The 18273-nt window shown below is 41.3% G+C and carries 18 protein-coding genes; 10 read left to right on the top strand and 8 right to left on the bottom strand.

All coding sequences use genetic code 11. The features are described 5' to 3' along the window. Positions 1 to 9 precede the first annotated feature (9 nt). Both M2448_RS03215 and M2448_RS03220 read left to right on the top strand, forming a co-directional pair. Positions 10 to 819 carry a tetratricopeptide repeat protein gene (locus tag M2448_RS03215; RefSeq protein WP_280644841.1) on the top strand — a complete coding sequence of 270 codons (810 nt, stop codon included), beginning with the start codon at positions 10 to 12 and terminating at the stop codon, positions 817 to 819. Positions 820 to 1096: 277 nt separating this feature from the next. Beyond that, on the top strand, positions 1097 to 2371 hold the full coding sequence (locus M2448_RS03220; protein ID WP_280644842.1) for a peptidase U32 family protein: 1275 nt from the start codon (positions 1097 to 1099) through the stop codon (positions 2369 to 2371). Between the two features lie 47 nt (positions 2372 to 2418). Here M2448_RS03220 and M2448_RS03225 read toward each other — a convergent pair whose 3' ends face one another. The 5 genes from M2448_RS03225 to M2448_RS03245 form a co-directional block, all read right to left on the bottom strand. Beyond that, positions 2419 to 4332, bottom strand: a complete 1914-nt coding sequence (locus M2448_RS03225; protein ID WP_280644843.1) for a M23/M56 family metallopeptidase — start codon at positions 4330 to 4332, stop codon at positions 2419 to 2421. A gap of 7 nt (positions 4333 to 4339) precedes the next feature. Further along, on the bottom strand, positions 4340 to 4702 hold the full coding sequence (locus M2448_RS03230; protein ID WP_280644844.1) for a BlaI/MecI/CopY family transcriptional regulator: 363 nt from the start codon (positions 4700 to 4702) through the stop codon (positions 4340 to 4342). 173 nt (positions 4703 to 4875) lie between these two features. After that, the gene (gene gldN / locus M2448_RS03235) at positions 4876 to 5937 is read right to left on the bottom strand and encodes a gliding motility protein GldN (protein WP_280644845.1); all 1062 of its coding nucleotides are present in this window, start codon (positions 5935 to 5937) and stop codon (positions 4876 to 4878) included. A gap of 8 nt (positions 5938 to 5945) precedes the next feature. Then, positions 5946 to 7370 (bottom strand): SUMF1/EgtB/PvdO family nonheme iron enzyme, encoded by a 1425-nt coding sequence (locus M2448_RS03240; protein WP_280644846.1) that lies wholly within the window; start codon positions 7368 to 7370, stop codon positions 5946 to 5948. 71 nt (positions 7371 to 7441) lie between these two features. Next, entirely contained in the window at positions 7442 to 8392 is a 951-nt protein-coding gene (locus tag M2448_RS03245) for a type IX secretion system membrane protein PorP/SprF (RefSeq protein ID WP_280644847.1), read from the bottom strand. 488 nt (positions 8393 to 8880) lie between these two features. On the opposite strand from M2448_RS03245, the gene M2448_RS03250 reads away from it, so the two are divergent. The 6 genes from M2448_RS03250 (at position 8881) to M2448_RS03275 (ending at position 14783) form a co-directional block, all read left to right on the top strand. Then, complete coding sequence (locus M2448_RS03250) at positions 8881 to 9531, top strand: transposase (protein ID WP_280644848.1); 651 nt, start codon at positions 8881 to 8883, stop codon at positions 9529 to 9531. 191 nt (positions 9532 to 9722) lie between these two features. Further along, positions 9723 to 10328: a hypothetical protein gene (locus M2448_RS03255; RefSeq protein WP_280644849.1), complete on the top strand. Its 606-nt coding sequence runs from the start codon at positions 9723 to 9725 to the stop codon at positions 10326 to 10328. 2 nt (positions 10329 to 10330) lie between these two features. After that, positions 10331 to 10630, top strand: coding sequence for a transcriptional regulator (locus M2448_RS03260; RefSeq protein ID WP_280644850.1), 300 nt, complete (start codon positions 10331 to 10333; stop codon positions 10628 to 10630). 53 nt (positions 10631 to 10683) lie between these two features. After that, entirely contained in the window at positions 10684 to 12066 is a 1383-nt protein-coding gene (gene creD, locus M2448_RS03265) for a cell envelope integrity protein CreD (protein ID WP_280644851.1), read from the top strand. Between the two features lie 194 nt (positions 12067 to 12260). Beyond that, positions 12261 to 13505: a DUF2264 domain-containing protein gene (locus tag M2448_RS03270; protein ID WP_280644852.1), complete on the top strand. Its 1245-nt coding sequence runs from the start codon at positions 12261 to 12263 to the stop codon at positions 13503 to 13505. Between the two features lie 21 nt (positions 13506 to 13526). Continuing rightward, positions 13527 to 14783 carry a glycoside hydrolase family 88 protein gene (locus M2448_RS03275; protein ID WP_280644853.1) on the top strand — a complete coding sequence of 419 codons (1257 nt, stop codon included), beginning with the start codon at positions 13527 to 13529 and terminating at the stop codon, positions 14781 to 14783. Between the two features lie 61 nt (positions 14784 to 14844). Here M2448_RS03275 and M2448_RS03280 read toward each other — a convergent pair whose 3' ends face one another. Then, positions 14845 to 15276: a DUF6249 domain-containing protein gene (locus tag M2448_RS03280; RefSeq protein ID WP_280644854.1), complete on the bottom strand. Its 432-nt coding sequence runs from the start codon at positions 15274 to 15276 to the stop codon at positions 14845 to 14847. A 156-nt stretch (positions 15277 to 15432) separates the two neighbouring features. On the opposite strand from M2448_RS03280, the gene M2448_RS03285 reads away from it, so the two are divergent. Next, positions 15433 to 15984, top strand: a complete 552-nt coding sequence (locus M2448_RS03285) for a sigma-70 family RNA polymerase sigma factor (RefSeq protein WP_280644855.1) — start codon at positions 15433 to 15435, stop codon at positions 15982 to 15984. Then, positions 15981 to 16349: a hypothetical protein gene (locus M2448_RS03290; RefSeq protein WP_280644856.1), complete on the top strand. Its 369-nt coding sequence runs from the start codon at positions 15981 to 15983 to the stop codon at positions 16347 to 16349. Before M2448_RS03285 ends, M2448_RS03290 begins: the two co-directional genes overlap by 4 nt. A gap of 2 nt (positions 16350 to 16351) precedes the next feature. Here M2448_RS03290 and M2448_RS03295 read toward each other — a convergent pair whose 3' ends face one another. Continuing rightward, complete coding sequence (locus M2448_RS03295) at positions 16352 to 16894, bottom strand: DUF4924 family protein (protein ID WP_280644857.1); 543 nt, start codon at positions 16892 to 16894, stop codon at positions 16352 to 16354. 132 nt (positions 16895 to 17026) lie between these two features. Next, complete coding sequence (locus M2448_RS03300) at positions 17027 to 18232, bottom strand: DUF763 domain-containing protein (RefSeq protein ID WP_280644858.1); 1206 nt, start codon at positions 18230 to 18232, stop codon at positions 17027 to 17029. Positions 18233 to 18273 lie beyond the last annotated feature (41 nt).

The raw sequence follows: 18273 nt of genomic DNA on the forward strand, positions 1-18273 counted from the left end.
CATATCCGTATGAAATATATTTATATCCTTTCTCCACTTATCCTTTTCACCTCATGCAGCAGCACAAGTGTTGCACGTTATAGCTCCATAGGTATTGTCGGCATTATCGCCCTGTTCGCACTTATGTTCATCCTGTTTGCCATCATGTTTTTTCTGATAGCAAGACGGAAAAAGCAGGGAGAAAAAAGCCTCGTCAAGTTCAACAACGATGTATATATAGCTCTGAACAAACTAAGCACGCCACAGCAGAAAGCAAATATGCTCAACAACCTGATAGAGCGCATAAATAACGATGAGAAGTACAAGAAAGATACCGAATGGCGCGATAAAGTGCTGCTCAAAACATATGGACATCTGGCAACTGTTTACTACCAGATGGGAGACGAAATGCAGACGCTGAATACATGCTCCAGAATTATAGAACTCGACCCGAATGATGGCATGTCGTTCTACAACAGAGGATCTATATATAGTAATATGGGAATGTACGAAAAAGCCCTGCAAGACCTGAACCGTACAACAGAGTTAATGCCTGACTATGCCAGTGCATATAATAATCGCGGACTGGTACACGAAAAAATGGAGCATTATGATGAAGCGTTGGAAGACTTTACCAGAGCTATCGAGCTGGAAGGCTCACCTATTGCCTACTACAACAGAGGAAATACTCACTATGAACAGGCTGACTATCCGGCTGCCCTAAGTGATTATCAATCGGCGCTCAACAGCATCGAAGGCGACGCCCACGCCGATCTGAAAAAGGAAGTGGAAATAAGCATTAATGCTGTGCAAACGAGAATAGGAAACTCTCAGGTATAAGAGTCTGTTTAAATTTTATTCGTTCAATTTTTGAGAACTATTTTTGAGATAGTTTTTTCTTCCGCGAAGTGATAATAGCGGGCTATTTGAACTGAGGGAATGAAAAAAATAGCCAAAAAGAGACTGAAAATGAACGAAAAAGAATCTATAATAAAATATTTTGGTAAAATCTAAACAGGCTCTAGATCTGCCATTGATTATATCTATTTGCCTGTTTCGTATAAAAGCGATACTTTTGCACTCCGCTTTATACTAGGCATCTAAACAATCGGACACAATGAGTAAAAACATATCAGACTTTGAGATAATGGCTCCTGTGGGTTCATACGACTCACTTGCCGCAGCCATACAAGGTGGCGCAGACTCTATATACTTCGGTATAGAGGGCTTGAATATGCGCGCCAAATCATCAAACAACTTTACGATAGACGACCTGAAAAAGATAGCATCTATCTGTAAAGAGAAAGGGATGAAAAGCTATCTGACCGTAAATACCATTATTTACGACAATGACATTTCGCTGATGCACCAGATAGTGAATGCAGCTAAAGAAGCTGAACTTTCGGCCATCATCGCATCCGATGTATCTGTAATGATGTATGCACGCAGCATAGGCGTAGAAGTACATCTGTCGACACAGTTGAACATTACCAACACCGAAGCGCTGAAATTCTACGGGCAGTTTGCCGATGTGGTCGTACTGGCTCGCGAACTCAATCTCGATCAGGTAGCCGCTATATATAAAGACATCGTAGAACAACAGATCAAAGGCCCTAACGGAGAACTCATCCGTATAGAAATGTTCTCTCATGGTGCGCTCTGTATGGCTGTATCGGGCAAATGCTACCTCAGCCTGCATGAGAAAGACCTGTCTGCCAATCGCGGCGCATGCAACCAGATTTGCCGCAGGGGCTATATCGTGAAAGATAAGGACACCGAGATAGAACTGGAGATAGACAACGAATACATCATGTCGCCTAAAGATCTGAAAACAATCCACTTCATGAACAAGATGATGGATGCAGGTGTACGGGTATTTAAAATAGAAGGGCGCGCACGCGGTCCCGAGTATGTACGCACAGTAGTAGAATGCTATAAGGAAGCTGTACAATCGTATTGTGACGGTACATTCTCCGAAGACAAGATAGCCGCATGGGACGAACGCCTAGCCACTGTATTCAATCGTGGATTCTGGGACGGATATTATCTCGGTCAGCGCTTGGGCGAATGGTCGAGCAACTACGGATCAGGCTCTACCAAAAAGAAATTGTACGTGGCTAAAGGCATCAAATACTTTTCCAATCTGGGTGTTGCCGAGTTCCTGATGGAAACACAAACACTGAAAGTGGGTGACGAAATACTGATCACAGGCCCGACTACAGGTGCAATCTTCCAGACAATAGATGAAATTCGTGTAGATCTGAAACCGGTAAAAGAAACCGTAAAAGGCGAAAAGTTCTCCATCAAGGTGAGTGAGAAAATACGTCCGTCAGACAAACTCTTCAAGCTGGTAAAGGTAGAGCAGAAAAAGAAGTTTGTAGAGAAAATATAAATAAGGTAAAGGCTGCTTCAAGCAATAAAGCAGCCTTTTATCTTTATCTACTTCTTAGGCATTACCATATAAAATACCGGAGTCTTAGCTCCATCCGTTGTTATTCCATACAATTCTGTTACGACCCCGTCTTCCGGTTTTATCTTATCCTTCTCAAAGAAAATTTTTCCATTGTAAAAGCGGTCTAAAAATTTAGTTCGGGAAAGCTTCTTACCATCCGCTACATACCAATACAGGCGTAAATAATCGGAATCCTTCGGATCAATCTTCTTACTATAAAACTCAGGAAAAACAGACAGTTCAGAAAGGCTTGGATAAAGTTTAGTATGATCAGCCTTCGAATTAGACAACTTACCAAAATACACCAATTGATACTTACCGGCTGAAGGTTCACCTATCCTGTCTTTTTCTGTCGAATAATTCACTTTTGCTAAATATTCTTTTACGCTTTTCTCGAAACCTTCGTTTTTCCGATTCTTTCTACCGCTGCTGTCTACAGATGTATAACTATATGTAGAATTATAATCTTTCTCAGATGATTTATTTATTGAGAAAACCTTACCATAATCCACATCGGGTTTCAATGTCTTCTTTTCAAAATCAATAATCAATGTTGCATCAATAGGCACACCGTCTTTTCTGATCTCAAAATGCAGGTAGTCTTCTGTTGCAACTCCGGTACTTCCTGTTATGCCAATAACAGTTCCGGCAGTAATAGCTTTATTTAATGTCACCAGATTCTTTGAATTATGGGCATACAATGTCGTTATTCCCAAGCCATGATCTATTACAATATAGTTTCCCAATACCTTGTCCATATCCGAAGCTATCACCGTACCTCCGAAAGCAGCTAAAATGCTATCATTCTCTTGTCCTTTCAGGTCGTACCCTGAAGGAAAGCGTTCTGTTCCTTTATTCTCATATTTCGCCAAAACCTCAGTACTGGCAGGCAATGGAAAACTAAAAAGAGGTGTCTCTGCCGCTGAATAAGAAAATTTATTCGTACTTTCGTGATGAGTGATTGAATCTAACGATTCTCTTACTTCGGGACGGGCAAAGGCATACGCTGTAAGCGATACTATCGGCAGCAGAAGCAATAACTTTAGCTGTGCCCATTTGTTTGATTTTTCTTTTAACATCATAGTAATTCGTTTTTTAATCTTACTGTGATTGAAGCTGTTGGCAAGAGTGTAGGAGCTGGAGCCAACGGCTTTTTTCACTAATAACAGTTGATATTTTTTAGCATCGATGCCTGATTGCAATACACACATATCGGCCTGATATTCGTGTATGTCTTTCATCTCACGTTTGAGAAGCCACATAGCCGGATTGAACCACTGGATGAGCAATATCAGTTCCAGAAATATCAGGTCGGCTGAGTGACGATGCCGGATATGCGCCAGCTCATGAACGAGAATTTCTTCCGGATTATGTTTATAATCATCTTCTGACAATACAATATACTGCCCCCAACTAAAAGGGGAAATATTATTGGAAACCAAAACAAGTGTATAACCCGAATAATCTACTTTTCTACCTTTTCGTATCAGATTCCACATTGCTAACACAGATCGGAGAAGAATCAGTATATTTAAAAATCCTCCGATCAGATAGATGACAGCTAATACTTTCCCTGTATAGACAGAACTGTTCTGAAATATTGCAGGCTCTTCTATATCCGTCAATTCCGTATTCAGAGCGCCACTTGTATATTGATCTGGTATAGAAACATTTGGGCTAACAATGGCCTCTTCAATCATAGCAAAGGGCTGCTGAATAACCGAAGGCTGCTCTATCGTAATCCTTACAAGGGGCAAAAGCATACAGATCAATGTTCCCGATAGCAACACCCAACGGTTGAAACCGAAGAATGTCTCCTTCGAAAAGAATGCCCTTATGCAGATATACAACAAAATGAGGTATATAGCTGACTTAAAGATATAGATCAGAAAAACGTCCATAACAACACTATTTAGATTTATTCTTTATCTGCCGTATTAGATCCTGCAATTCTTCCACCGATAGCTTTTCTTCTTCTATCAGTGAAGATACAACACGCGTATATGAGTTCCCGAAATACTTATCCACAACATTATCCAATGTCGATTTGCGGTATTCATCTTCCGAAATCAGAGCGTAATACTGATAGGTATTCCCATAAGCCTTATAACCGATATAATTCTTCTCCTCTAATATACGGACAATAGTAGATAGCGTATTATAATGAGGTTTAGGATCATCCTGTATCTCTAATAGTTCTTTAACGAACATCGGCCCCTTCGCCCAAAAACAACTAAGAATCTCCTCTTCTTTCTGTGTCAGTTTTTTCATGATAGTTCTTTTGCTTGGTATTACATAGCAAATATAACTATATATTTTAGTTACACAACTATAATATATAGTTTATAAACTATAACTAATAGTTATTAATCATTATAAGAGTGGCAAAAAAATAATGGCAACCCTCAGGCTACCATTACAACTATATCATTATAAGCAATATATTATCTTCTGTCTCTTGCCGAGTTTGTACTACCACCTGATGATTTAGACTTTTTAGCTTTAGGTGCTTTCGCTTTCGAGCCGGATGATTTAGAGTTCGACTTCTTAGACTTTGTAACATCTCCGTCCGCAGCTTTAATAGAGTCATTTATTACCCAAAGGTTCTTATCGAATTGCCTCAACTGCTTCTCTATACTATCCTGTGCAAGCTTCAAAGTCTCCGGTGTTTTAAACTGTTGCTGCAACAGTTTATTTTCCATATTGGTAGTCTTGTATATTTCGCCTTCATATAGTCTCAGTCTGAAATAATCATCTATTGTTTTAGTCATCACATTATTCAGATTCGAAGCCATGATCGGCATACGCGCGGCATAAGGACGGATATTATCGTAAGGAATCCAAAACTGCGGTTGCGGCATACCTAGATCAGATGAGTACTCGAAATCGATACCTTCCAGATATTCCTGACGCATCAGTACCGGACATATAGCCAACACTTTTATTCCCATTACCGAGTTAGATTGGTCAAAATACCAAGCCTCTTTTATATAATAGCGCAGTGCTTCATTACTCGGAATACTAAATTCATCATATATATATGCGTTCCCGTTCTTTTGATAAGGGATTTCCAGCTTTTCGAGTACATCCCCGAAATTGATTTTCAGATTATCTGTAAACTGATCCTGACCGTTATTCCAGTCGTATGCAACCAGATTGCCGTCTCCCATCAGTTTGAATATCATAGTAAAGAAATTCATCTGATTGCCAATAGGTTGTACCGGATAATACAATGCTGCATTATTTCCTTTAGTAAGGTCAAGTATGCGGTAAACTTCGCGTATCCATGTAGCGTTGGTCAGGTCTTGTCCCTGATTTGCATTCATCATCTCGGCACGCACAGACATTCTGCTTACCTTCGGGCCATTGTCGGTTGAAGTGCCTTGTTCCTGTTGTTGCTTTTTAGCCAGCCTGTCGCGAAGCGATCCGGTCTGTTCCTGTGCATACAAGCTTGTAGCCATACACAGGCAGATTAATATAGCTGCTATTTGAAATATCTTATTCATCCTGTTTCTTATTTCTTCGATTTTGCAAAGCCTATTTGTGTCCTTACACATCTGAATCCAATATATGAACGGGGCTGATTCTGAAATTCTCCTTCCCGCATATCTCCTCTGATATTACGTCCTATATCTTTCCACGATCCGCCTTTCACGACCTTTTTCTTTATCGAATACGGGTCTTCTTTGGCAACATCGTATCTGTATTGAGGATTCATATCGTTCATCATAGCTGTACCCGATTCGGTATAAGCTGTAGAAGTCCACTCCGAAACGTTACCGGCCAAATCGTAAATTCCAAAGCGATTCGGCACATAAGAGGCTACACGCGCCGGAATAAGGTTTCCGTCCTTTGTATAGTTTCCTTCTCCCGGTTTAAAGTTTGCCATGAAGCAAGCTTTCTCATCCATTGTACCTTCTCTGTCCCAAGGATATTTATTTTCGGTACGGCCATTACGAGCGGCAAACTCCCATTCTCCTTCGGTCGGTAAGCGGAATTCTTCGATCGGACGGCCATTACGTGGTTGCCCCATGCGATAGAACATCGTACGCCATTCGCAGAAAGCAGTCGCCTGTTCCCAGCTAACTCCTACCACAGGATAATCGTTATAGCCGGCATGTGAAAAATACATACGCATATACGGCTCATTATAAGCATTGTTAAAGTCGTTCACCCAAACGGTAGTATCGGGATATATATTTACAATTTTGGTATGTACAAAATCGAATAGTGAAGACAACGGACGCACGATAGTTTCATTTATCGGAAGTCCTTCTTCGTTGATATAAGCCGTATCTTTCGATATCATTACCACCTCTTCAGGATTTACTGTTATATCTGTATTGAGTATTCTTTCTTGTGGAATCAGCCTGTTTCTGCGTTTAGCAGCCTCTGTATAATCGAACCACTCATATTTGTAGTTCATCTGTCGGGCATCCAGATTGCGGCGTCCTGTTATCGGATGTATAAATGTAACACTGTTGATAGCCAGCTCCTCTTCCTCTAGTGGCTTTTTCGGTATCTGTTTTGTCCAGTCCAGATGTGGCTTCACCGGATCGCCATAACGGTCTTCGGTTATTTTAAATGTTTCGTCTCCACCATAAGCAGGATCTGCCAGACGTTCGCGGATAATAGAGTCGCGTACCCAGTAAACAAACTGACGATACTTAGAGTTTGTAACTTCGGTTTCGTCCATCCAGAAATTATCTACGGATACACCTTTCGGATTAGCCTTTATGTCCCACAGAGAATCGCTCTCGGCAGGCCCCATTTCTATAGATCCACGCGAGACCAATACCATTCCATAGGGTGAAGGTTCAGCCCATGACGAACCTTTTTCTCCGATTACTTCACCGCCGACACTGGAGCTTCCGGACGATTTTCCGCAGGAAGTAAGTATTGCAAGTAAAGCTATAGTCGCAAAAAACAGCTGTTTCATATTTATGTTCATTAGCTTTTAGCTATTAACGTTTTCGGATTGATGTAATTTTGTATTTATCCGTATTTATGTTACAATATTCTGACACTCTTACTAGCACCCGGCTCTCTTTTCTTAGTCAGAGGAATGCTATATCGTATAAATAATTCGTGGCTACCACTGGTTGCACCAGACAATGCCGATGATGTTACAAGATCGTACGAATAGCCTGCGTCAATATTTTTTATTTTAACGCCCAGCAAAAATACAAAACCTTCGCCTTTTCTCCAAGATATTCCACCATTGAACATCTTATTATATTCAACTTTTGCCGTAACGTCCAATTGATAAGTGACAGCATCAGATTTAAAGAAGGCAGAAGGCTGCAATTCTATTAACGGATTATTCAGTTTTATATTGTATCCACCCATCAAATAATAGGTGCGCGCAACATAGGCGGAGCGGTCATCTCCGATATCGAATCCGGGCTCCCAGAGATGGCTTGCCGAAACACCTACATAATATTTCGGTGTGATCCATGCAACACCGAGACCGGCATCAAGGGTTTTCCCCCCACTTCCATTTGGTATTGCCGGATCGGACTTATCATGATATTCACTATCGGGTATATGTATCTTCGAAGCATCGAAATCTATATTCATAAAGCTTGCCTGAAGAGCTACATGAAGGAATTTATTATTCTTAAACTTAAACTTGTAAGCGTATTGTCCTGTCATATAGGTATTCGAGAAAAGTCCGACTTTCTCGTTTGTCATTATAACGCCTACCCCATGATCTTTGCCCAGAAACTTAACAGGCATATTCACTGACACTACTGACGTTACCGGAGCATTGGTAAAACCGACCCACTGCCTACGATGCAGCAGGGCACTTTCCATATTATTTGTTTCGGCTATGAATGCAGGATTGTAAAAGTTCTTCAACCTCCAGTACTGGCTTATCTGGGCGTCCCATTGCCCATATACAGAACAGATGTTGAAAACCAAAAACAGGGTAAGTAATATTCTATTTTTAAACCTCATTCACTAAAATATAGCGGAAACGATGTGCAAATTAAGTACAATTTATTTATAATTAACGATCAAATGCTTTGTAAATTGTGCTATATACTTCAAACGTTGAATTATATGTAAAAAGTAATAATCAGCGATCGCCAAAAGCGAAGGCGAGGCAAAGGTAATATTTTTTTCAGTTTATTGCCATTTTATTAGTTACAAGTTACTTTGTCTTGTCGGCAGTTAAATAACTCTATTGATACACAGCAATATTTTAACTAAAAGCGGACAAAAAGAGACTGAAAATGAACGAAAAAAGAACGATAACAAAATGTTTTGGTAAAATTTAAACAGGCTCTTAATAGCACGTGTACATTTTGAATACGATCTATCAGATCTGTTTGTACTCATTTTCTAATTGTTTATTTTATTATTTTTTAAGTTAAATAGCGAAATGGTTTATGGACGCTTTTATCTCTATCTAAAAAAGATTATAAATCAAACATTTAACAATTATGGCAAAATATAGTGAAGAACTAACAGAAAAGATAGTGGAACTGATAGCAGAAAAATTCTATTCGATATCAGAAGTGTGTGCTACAATAAATATCAGCCGGAAAACTTTCTACGGTTGGATGAAAACTCAGTCCGGTTTCAGAGAGGAGATAGACAGCGCGCTAGAGCAGCGCGACGATGCGGCAATGGCGATGGCAATGTCTTCGTTGCGGAAAAGATTGGGTAACTATAGCCTGACCGAAGAAAAAGATATTTATGCACCCAGTGAGGACAATCCGGCAAAGCTTGTGCTAAAATCGAGAATCATACGCAAAAAAGAATATTTACCCGATCTACGCACCATAAAGATGGTACTCGACAGAGCCGATCGGAAAAAAGCGGCAGCAGAAAAGCTTTTAGAGCAAAAACAGAAGTCAATGAAGGCAGATATTGAACAGGAGGAATCGAAATCGGAAGCAAATGAAAATAATATAACCGATGCTGTTATTATGGCAGAAGAACCGGTCGTGGCAGAAATAAAAGATTCCGATAAAGCAAAGAAGGTAACATCTCAGCAGATAAAGAACAATGTACGCGTTCTGAAAGGTAGCCCCTCCAGCCTCCCCTTGGGGAGGCAACATGGAGAGTATTGTAGAAAAGTAACAGCCTGAAAAAATGCGGCAGATGTGTTACCTTTGTTACCTTTTTTTAATAATGGATAATGATAAATATTGATGTAGGGCGGGCGAATGCAATTTGCCCTTACAGACTAGAAACAAAAAAAATTATAAAATATAATTCCATATAACTGTTGCATAATCCAAATAATAAGACTTACTTTGTCTTTCAAAGTAGAATTGATATGGAAACAAATCTGGATGATATAAAACACATACGTTCCATGATGGAGCGTTCGAGCAAGTTCCTGTCACTGAGTGGAATGTCGGGTGTATCGGCAGGTACTGTCGCCTTGTTGGGAGCATTGGGCACACATTATATACTCAAGGGCAGTTTTACAATTACAGGCTCAGTAGTGTACGATCTTGTTTTGTTAGCCATACTGGTGATTATCGGTGCTGCTGTTGTCGGATTCTACTTTTGCGACCGTAAGGCAAAAAAGAACGGATCGAAGCTATGGATGCCGGTTACATGGCAGGCATTGAAAGACTTCTCGGTGCCGATGGTAGTAGGCGGGCTGTTTTGCCTTATCCTGCTATCGAAAAGTATCTGGTGCCTGATAGCCCCGTCGATGCTTATATTTTACGGGTTGTCGCTTATATATGCAGGTGACCGCACCTACCGCGATGTGAAGATGCTGGGTGTTTGCGAAATCATACTGGGACTTATCGCCGCAGCGATAGACGGATACAATCTGTTGATATGGGCGCTGGGATTCGGTGTGCTGCATATATTATACGGTATAATAATACATTACAAATATGACATGAAGTCAGACAAAAACGGTTGAGCATGAAAGATATTATATCAGGATTGAACAAGGTCTTCGATAGCCGTGTACGTCTGGGTATTATGTCGGTACTGATGGTAAACGACAGTGTCGATTTCAATACAATGAAAGAATTGCTCGACGTTACCGACGGCAATCTGGCCAGTCACCTCAAGGCACTGGAAAAAGAAGAAGTGATAGAGGTTAAAAAACAATTTCTGGGACGAAAACCTAATACCTCGTACAAGGTTACCCCTTTGGGAGGGAAACTCTTTAAAGAACATATCGATGCACTCGAAAAGTTGATAAATCCTTTATCGTAATTTTTTTTATTTATACACTTTGTATTTCAAAGAACTTTTATTATTTTATAATTATGGATACTAAAAAATCATTTCTGAAACAAAACACAATCACCGGCAAGACTATCGTTATCGGTGTATTGACCCTGTTGATGCTTATACCTATAAGCATGGTGAAAACCCTGATCACCGAGCGTCAGGGCAATAAAGATGCCGAACAGACCGAAATGGGCTGGCTGTGGGGCGGCCGCCAGACGGTTACGGGACCTGTCATGGCTGTTCGCTATATACCTGCCGATGCGCCCAAAGAGGTGCGTACGGCATATTTCCTGCCCGATGAGTATGCGGTAGGAGGCAATGTGAAACCCGAAGAGCGGACAAGAGGTATTCAGAAGATACTCAATTATCAGGCGGAAATGAACATCAGCGGGCAGTTCGGGTTTCCCGATGTAGAGGCACTGGGTATCAATCCTTCGCAGGTATTGTGGAACGAAAGCTACCTGATGCTGGGAATACCCAATCTGCAAGGTATAAAGAACAAGATCGACTTCAAAGTCAACGGGCAATCGTTGGAGATAGAACCGAGCGTACCGCATAACGATATTATATCGTCGGGGCTGACTATACGCATGGCATTGAATCCCGAACAGAAAGAGGTTGCCAAATACAACTTCGATCTGGTGCTGAATGGTACTGAAGGGCTCTACTTCCTGCCTATCGGTAAGCAAACCAATATACACCTGACATCTACCTGGAAGTCGGTCGAATATATAGGGAACTTCGTTCCTGCCGAGAAGGCTGACGTGAGCGCAGGGATAGATGCCCGTTGGGATATATACGACTACAACCGCAATTTTACCCAGATGTGGAAAGGCAAGAATGAAGGTCTCGAGCAGTCGAAACTGGGTATAGACTTGGAACTACCTGTGAACCATTATGAGAAGACTTTGCGGGCGGTGAAGTATGCTATCATGTTCATCGTACTTACTTTCCTTGTATTCTTCCTGGTAGAACTGCTGGGCAAGAAGCGGATACATGCGGTACAGTATCTGTTGGTGAGCCTTGCTCTCATCTTGTTCTATACACTGCTGCTGGCATTTTCGGAGCATATCGGCTTCGACTGGTCTTACCTCATATCGGCACTGGCTATCGTTTTGCTTATAACAGCCTATTCCCACTCCATATTCAAGCAGAAGAAACAGACTATATTCATGGGAATATTCCTGACTGTGCTGTATGTATATCTGTATGTAGTACTTCAACAAGAAAATATGGCATTGCTATTCGGAGCTATCGGACTGTTTATTGCTCTGGCTGCGGTGATGTATGCCCTGCGTAAGGTAGACTGGTATAAGGAAGACGAAAAGGGAGACGCTGCTAAGGAGTCTGGCATGGCAGAGATAAAGACAGATGATGCCCCTCCGGCATATAAAACTGAAAATGATAATGTAATTTGAGTTTAGAAATTGGTCTTAACAGACCTCGCGAAAGGGTGAAAATGTATTCACCCTTTCTGTTTTATATAAGGAAAAGACTATCTTTACAGGATATTGACCATTATGGTTAACTAAGAGTCTGTTTAAATTTTACCAAAATATTTTATTACAGATTCTAATAAATGCCGGACTTAAATCCAAAACCAATTTATATTATGAGAACATCTTTATCCAAGCCCCTGTTATTTTTTCTGGCAATCTTTATCTATACTGGTCTTTACGGACAAAAGAACAACATTGCTAAAGAAATATCCGACAGGCAATATTGGGCAGATCTTGCATATAAGATATCCGCACCCGTACTGAGTAATATGAGTAAAGGCGAGTTGAAAAAAAACATGACGGTAGAACTAAGCCCTACATGGGACGGACGAAACGAGAATGTAACTTATACAGAAGCTTTCGGTCGCTTGATGGCCGGAGTTTCCCCTTGGCTGGCACTTCCGGATGATAATACAACGGAGGGTAAGCAGCGCAAACAATTGAAAGAATGGGCACTGAAAAGCTATGCGAATGCAGTTGATCCTGCCAGTCCCGATTATTTGCAATGGAAAGGAGTAAATCAGACATTGGTAGATGCGGCATACATAGCCAATAGTTTTATGCGTGCACCCGAAGCATTGTGGGAGCCTCTGGACGAAACCACAAAGCAACGGTATATAAAAGAGTTTAGGGAGCTAAGAAAAATACGCCCTCCATACAACAACTGGATACTGTTTCGTGCAATGATCGAAGGCTTTTTTCTCTCGATAGGGGAGGAATATGACGGTTTTGCTCTTGATGTAGCTATACGTAAGCTGGACGAATGGTATTTGAGTGACGGATGGTATGCCGACGGAACTGAGTATTCATTGGACTACTATAACGGATATGTAATGCATCCTATGCTTGTAGAGATAACAGAAGCAATGAGTCAAAAGAAAAAACACAGTCCGATCAGCTTCGACCTTGCGCTCAGGCGTATGCAGCGATACAATCAGTTGCTCGAACGGCTTATTTCACCCGAAGCTACATTTCCGGCTGTAGGGCGATCTATGACATACCGTATGGGTGCTTTTCAGACAATGGCTTTGTCGGCATGGAAATACGGAGTGCCTGATAAAATGACGAACGGGCAAGTAAGAAATGCGCTGACCTCTGTAATGAAGAGGATGTTTGCAATGGAAGGCAACTTCAATAAAGAAGGATTTTTACAATTGGGATTTGTAGGACATCAGCCCGATCTGGCAGATTATTATACAAATACCGGAAGTTTGTATATCACATCGCTTGTATTCCTCCCATTGGGTTTATCGGCAGACCATGATTTCTGGACATCACCGGCAGAAGACTGGACATCACGCAAAGCATGGTCGGGGCAGCCTTTCCCGAAAGATTATCATGAGTCAATAAAGAAATAGTAATTATTAAACCAAATAAAGATGAAATCAGCCCTAAAGACATTTGCATGTATGCTACTGATGGTATCAGTGATTACCTCTTGTAAGGTATCGCCCGATAAGGCAGCGGAGAAAGAAAATTTTATAAAAGAGAATGTCTCATTTGCTACAGCACAGACCGACCTTATGTTGCAGGCAGTAGGTGAACCAACAGGTGAGAACTATCCCCGAACAATGAAAGATGACGGATCATTGGCGGTAACGAATATGTACGATTGGACACCCGGTTTCTTTCCCGGATCGCTATGGTATCTGTATGAGCTTACAGGCGAAAGCAAATGGAAAGAAGCAGCAGAGAAGTGGACAACATCGTTAGAGCCATTGAAAACATTTACAGGACATCACGATCTGGGCTTTATGATGTATTGCAGCTATGGCAATGCCGAACGTCTTGCTCCTAAGCCCGAGTATAAGACAATACTGGAAGAAAGTGCCGGTTCGTTGTCAACCCGTTTCAGCGATACCACTCGTGTGATCAAATCGTGGAACCGGTTTAAGTCGTGGGACGATCGTGTCGAATCTTCTTATCCGGTTATCATAGATAATATGATGAATCTGGAGATGCTATTCTATGCTTCAAGGGTTACGGGTAACAAGAAATTTTATGACATAGCTGTATCTCATGCCGACGCTACATTGAAGAATCAGTTCAGAGACGATTTCAGCACTTATCATGTAGTTGCCTACGATCCTATAACAGGAGCAGTCATTGACAGAGCTACGGCACAGGGTTATAGCGACAACTCTACATGGTCGCGCGGACAGGCGTGGGCTATCTACGGCTTCACGATGACATACAGGGAAACTAAGGATAAAAAGTATCTGGAAGCAGCAGTAAAGGCTACAGACCTCTATTTGAAAGATCTGCCCGAAGACTTGATACCTCTGTGGGATTTCAATGTAGGACAGGATGGATATGTACCGGGTAACAGATCGTATGCAACCGAATATAAAGAACCATTGCGAGATGCTTCTGCGGGAGCTATCGTTTGTTCGGCGTTATTCGAACTGGCGGAATTGTCGGGTGACAAAAGTTATGCCGATAAGGCTGAGAAAATGCTGCATAGCCTTGCTTCTCCTGCATACAGGGCAGAGTTAGGCACTAATGCCGATTTTATTATAAAGCATTGTGTTGGTAGTATTCCGCACAAGTCGGAAATAGATAAGCCACTGGTATATGCGGACTATTATTTTCTCGAGGCATTGGTGAGATATAAGAATTCCGGAAGTAACAAGTAGAATCATAAGAATGCCGTACGCTATACAGAATACGGCATTCTGTTAATACATCCGCATTGGGTTACACCTTGTTGTCCAAAGACTTATTTTTTCTCTCATCCTTTCTTTCCACAAAATAGGCTATTACTAGTCCTATACCTCCGAATACAGCTGATAGAGCAGGGTAGAGAATTGCAGTAGTATTGCGGAATTCGCGGTCGATACTGAATCCGTTGCCTGCCTGAGAAACTGCGAAAAGGTCTATGATTGTGGCAATGGCAAGTCCAAGACCGATCCCTAAAAGTAGAAGTCCTATACGTATTGACCAGAAGTTGAAATTGCTATTATTGTATAAAGGCGCTTTAAACTGTTGACTGAGTATTTGTGGGTCTATTCCGCTTGATAGCTTTTCTATCATAGCCATTCTTTCGCCACGTCTTACAAACAATTCGAAGATTTTATAGATGGCAAGAAATACGATTCCGGTTGCCAGAACTGGTGCTAAATTATCCATATCTTTAATTTTTTAAGTTATACATTTCGTTTTTTGTCTCTTTGCTCATTTTGACGCAGCACCTCTACAAAGGTTACAAATTGTGCAGAAAAATTTTTACTGAAATAATTTACATCTATTTTTGTAACCTATCCAACCCTGTTGCGTCATACGAGTATGGCAGATTTTGACGATATCTATTATATAAAGCAAATCAAAAACGGTCATACCGATGCCTTTGTGCACATTGTCCGCCGATATGAGAGAATGGTATTTACCATTGTCCGCAAGATCGTTTTCTCTCAGGCCGATGCTGAAGATATTGCACAGGAGGTATTTATAAAAGCTTTTCAGGCTTTAGATAAATTTCGCGAAGAGTCGGGGTTTGCAACCTGGCTATATCGCATAACATACAATACTACAATATCGGAACTGCGCAAACGAAAACATGAATTTACTGCCATAGAAGATCATTTCTCTAATATTGCCGACGATATATCCGATACAATAGATGAGGTAAGCACAGAAGATAAGTTAAAGCATCTGGATACGGTACTGAAAAAGATGTCCCCCGATGATGCTCTTCTTATCACCATGTTCTATATGAATAATCACAGCGTGCAGGATATCAGCCAAATTACGGGTAATTCTATAGCTAATGTGAAAGTAAAGTTGCACAGGATAAGAAAATTTATGAACTTTGAAATAAATAAACTCATACAGCAATGATAACAGACGATAATGACAAACTAAGGAGTTTATTTCAGGAAATAAACATCGAACAACCTTCTGCCGGCTTTGGAAGCAGACTGATGCAGCAGGTTCATCATATAGCTGCAAAACAGTCTCGAAAGAAAAAATGGCTATCCATATCTGCCATGACAGGTGGTGTATTGGCTATGTTGGGGATACCTGCATTTATATTCTGGCTTTTCGGAATTAGCTTCAAAGCAGATCTGCCATCTGTTAATACAAGCATGCCCGATATGAAAATCGATCCTATGATATTATCTATTGCGTGTGTCGCATTATTTCTGCTGATTGGTGATTTGCTGATACGCAGACGCATCTGGGACAAAAAGCATAAACACTAGGATCAGATATCCAGCTTACCCCCCTTTTCGCTCTTATACTTTTGCGAAAGCAGGCGAAGCAATGATGATATCTGTGATATGGCTGCCTGTGTTTCACCCGATACTTCCTTCTTTTGTAGCCGCATCAACAGATAACCATACAATGCTGCAAAACAAGTCTCCAGTTCGGGAATATCCTTGTCCGGCGATTTAGCCCTAAGTTCGACAATAAAAGGTAATGTTTTGTAGTAAGCATCTGAGTAATCGGACTGATTCGCAGATTTCAGCAGGCGGGTATGCAGATCGGTAAGATCGGCAATTACATTCTTATTTATTATGAGATGCCCTTTTTCGGTTACTCCTTCGCACCGCATCATTTCTATCAGACTCCCGTACCATTCTTTTATCTCAGCTTTTACATTTTCAGGCTGGTCGAAGCGCGAAACAATTAATGCATCTATCTTATCTATATCCAATCCGTTGGTGCGTATCAGGTCTTCTACCTGCCACATATAGAGCAGATATTCGCTAATATTCTCTTCTTTTAGCTTTTTGGCTATGAGCATTTGATTATGTATTTTATTACTGGTGCAAAAGTACGGAATAATAGTGGCAATGGTAAATATTTGCCTGATTATGTTAGAGCAGAACTATTTGGCTTTGGTAAAACTTAAATAGGCTTATAAATAATTTAGGTATCAGTCCCAGAGCTTTAGTTGTGTACCTGTATCTTTGGGTTTCTTTGCATCTCCGAATACGGTCTTGCCATCATATTTATACGAGGTATTGCGCTCATGCTGTACAAGGTCGTCGAAGTAATTATTTGGTGTATATCCTTTCTCTATATCCTGCGATATTTTTGAGAGGTTCTTCAAAGCATCCGATTTATCTTTATCGCCCAGTTTCGCCTGATGAATAGCCTTGTCGAATATCTCGATAGTCTCGTCATATACCCGTGTAGGCACAGGGAACGGATGTCCGTCTTTTCCTCCATGCGCAAACGAGAAGCGTGCCGGATCGGAAAACCGCGATGGAGTGCCATGTATAACCTCACTCACCAGTGTCAGAGACTGCAATGTGCGTGGTCCTACACCTTCCAATAAAAGTAATGATTCTATATCGGCTACATTCGTTTCATGCGCCAGTATCAGAGCAGCCCCCAACCGTTTGAGATTTACATCTTCTTTTCTCACATCATGGTGGTTTGGTAAGATAAGAGACACCTCTTTCATCAGCGTATCGGGAATTTCCTTTGTCAATTCCAGTATTCCGTTTTTTGTACGGTCAGCTTCTATATCTGTCAGATTAAGTATCAGACCTTGATTTTTACCACAAACAGATGTATGCGGTTCTTCCATAAAAGAACGCAGCGAAGACGACAACCAGTGATAACGCCTTGCCATGCGGCTATCACCGTTCATACCTTGTTGAATCACTGTCCATTCGCCTTCTAGAGTTACTACGAACGAATGCAGATAAAGCTGAAATCCATCCTGAACAGCGGTATTGTCTACTTTAGCGGATAATTTACTGCTTCTTACCAGATCTTCGCCATCGAGTCCCGTCTTATTAGCTATTTCCAACAATTCGGCCGGAGTCTGGCGTGACGATTTTCCCCGTCCGCCACAAACATATACTCCCAGTTCGCCCGATCGTTTATTTATAGCTTTCTTCAAAGCATTCATCACAGAAGTAGTGATACCCGACGAATGCCAGTCCATGCCTAGCACACAGCCTAACGACTGGAACCAGAACGGATCGCTCAGCCGCTGCAACAGTGCCGAACGCCCGTATTCTGCTACGATAGCTTCCACAATCGCTCCGCCAAGCAAGCTCATACGTTGAGCCAACCAAGGGGGTACTGTTCCGTAATGAAGTGGTAAATCGGCGTGTCCGCGTTTCATATAGCTAAGGTAATAAAAAAACAGACATAGGGCTTATGTCT

Source organism: Dysgonomonas sp. PF1-14, assembly GCF_029892965.1.
GTDB lineage: Bacteria > Bacteroidota > Bacteroidia > Bacteroidales > Dysgonomonadaceae > Dysgonomonas.

Excerpts from the sequence above, each read along its gene's own strand:
- M2448_RS03215 (WP_280644841.1), top strand. The coding sequence starts at position 10 with ATGAAATATATTTATATCCTTTCTCCACTTATCCTTTTCACCTCATGC.
- M2448_RS03220 (WP_280644842.1), top strand. The coding sequence starts at position 1,097 with ATGAGTAAAAACATATCAGACTTTGAGATAATGGCTCCTGTGGGTTCA.
- M2448_RS03225 (WP_280644843.1), bottom strand. The coding sequence starts at position 4,332 with ATGGACGTTTTTCTGATCTATATCTTTAAGTCAGCTATATACCTCATT.
- M2448_RS03230 (WP_280644844.1), bottom strand. The coding sequence starts at position 4,702 with ATGAAAAAACTGACACAGAAAGAAGAGGAGATTCTTAGTTGTTTTTGG.
- gldN (WP_280644845.1), bottom strand. The coding sequence starts at position 5,937 with ATGAATAAGATATTTCAAATAGCAGCTATATTAATCTGCCTGTGTATG.
- M2448_RS03240 (WP_280644846.1), bottom strand. The coding sequence starts at position 7,370 with ATGAAACAGCTGTTTTTTGCGACTATAGCTTTACTTGCAATACTTACT.
- M2448_RS03245 (WP_280644847.1), bottom strand. The coding sequence starts at position 8,392 with ATGAGGTTTAAAAATAGAATATTACTTACCCTGTTTTTGGTTTTCAAC.
- M2448_RS03250 (WP_280644848.1), top strand. The coding sequence starts at position 8,881 with ATGGCAAAATATAGTGAAGAACTAACAGAAAAGATAGTGGAACTGATA.
- M2448_RS03255 (WP_280644849.1), top strand. The coding sequence starts at position 9,723 with ATGGAAACAAATCTGGATGATATAAAACACATACGTTCCATGATGGAG.
- M2448_RS03260 (WP_280644850.1), top strand. The coding sequence starts at position 10,331 with ATGAAAGATATTATATCAGGATTGAACAAGGTCTTCGATAGCCGTGTA.
- creD (WP_280644851.1), top strand. The coding sequence starts at position 10,684 with ATGGATACTAAAAAATCATTTCTGAAACAAAACACAATCACCGGCAAG.
- M2448_RS03270 (WP_280644852.1), top strand. The coding sequence starts at position 12,261 with ATGAGAACATCTTTATCCAAGCCCCTGTTATTTTTTCTGGCAATCTTT.
- M2448_RS03275 (WP_280644853.1), top strand. The coding sequence starts at position 13,527 with ATGAAATCAGCCCTAAAGACATTTGCATGTATGCTACTGATGGTATCA.
- M2448_RS03280 (WP_280644854.1), bottom strand. The coding sequence starts at position 15,276 with ATGGATAATTTAGCACCAGTTCTGGCAACCGGAATCGTATTTCTTGCC.
- M2448_RS03285 (WP_280644855.1), top strand. The coding sequence starts at position 15,433 with ATGGCAGATTTTGACGATATCTATTATATAAAGCAAATCAAAAACGGT.
- M2448_RS03290 (WP_280644856.1), top strand. The coding sequence starts at position 15,981 with ATGATAACAGACGATAATGACAAACTAAGGAGTTTATTTCAGGAAATA.
- M2448_RS03295 (WP_280644857.1), bottom strand. The coding sequence starts at position 16,894 with ATGCTCATAGCCAAAAAGCTAAAAGAAGAGAATATTAGCGAATATCTG.
- M2448_RS03300 (WP_280644858.1), bottom strand. The coding sequence starts at position 18,232 with ATGAAACGCGGACACGCCGATTTACCACTTCATTACGGAACAGTACCC.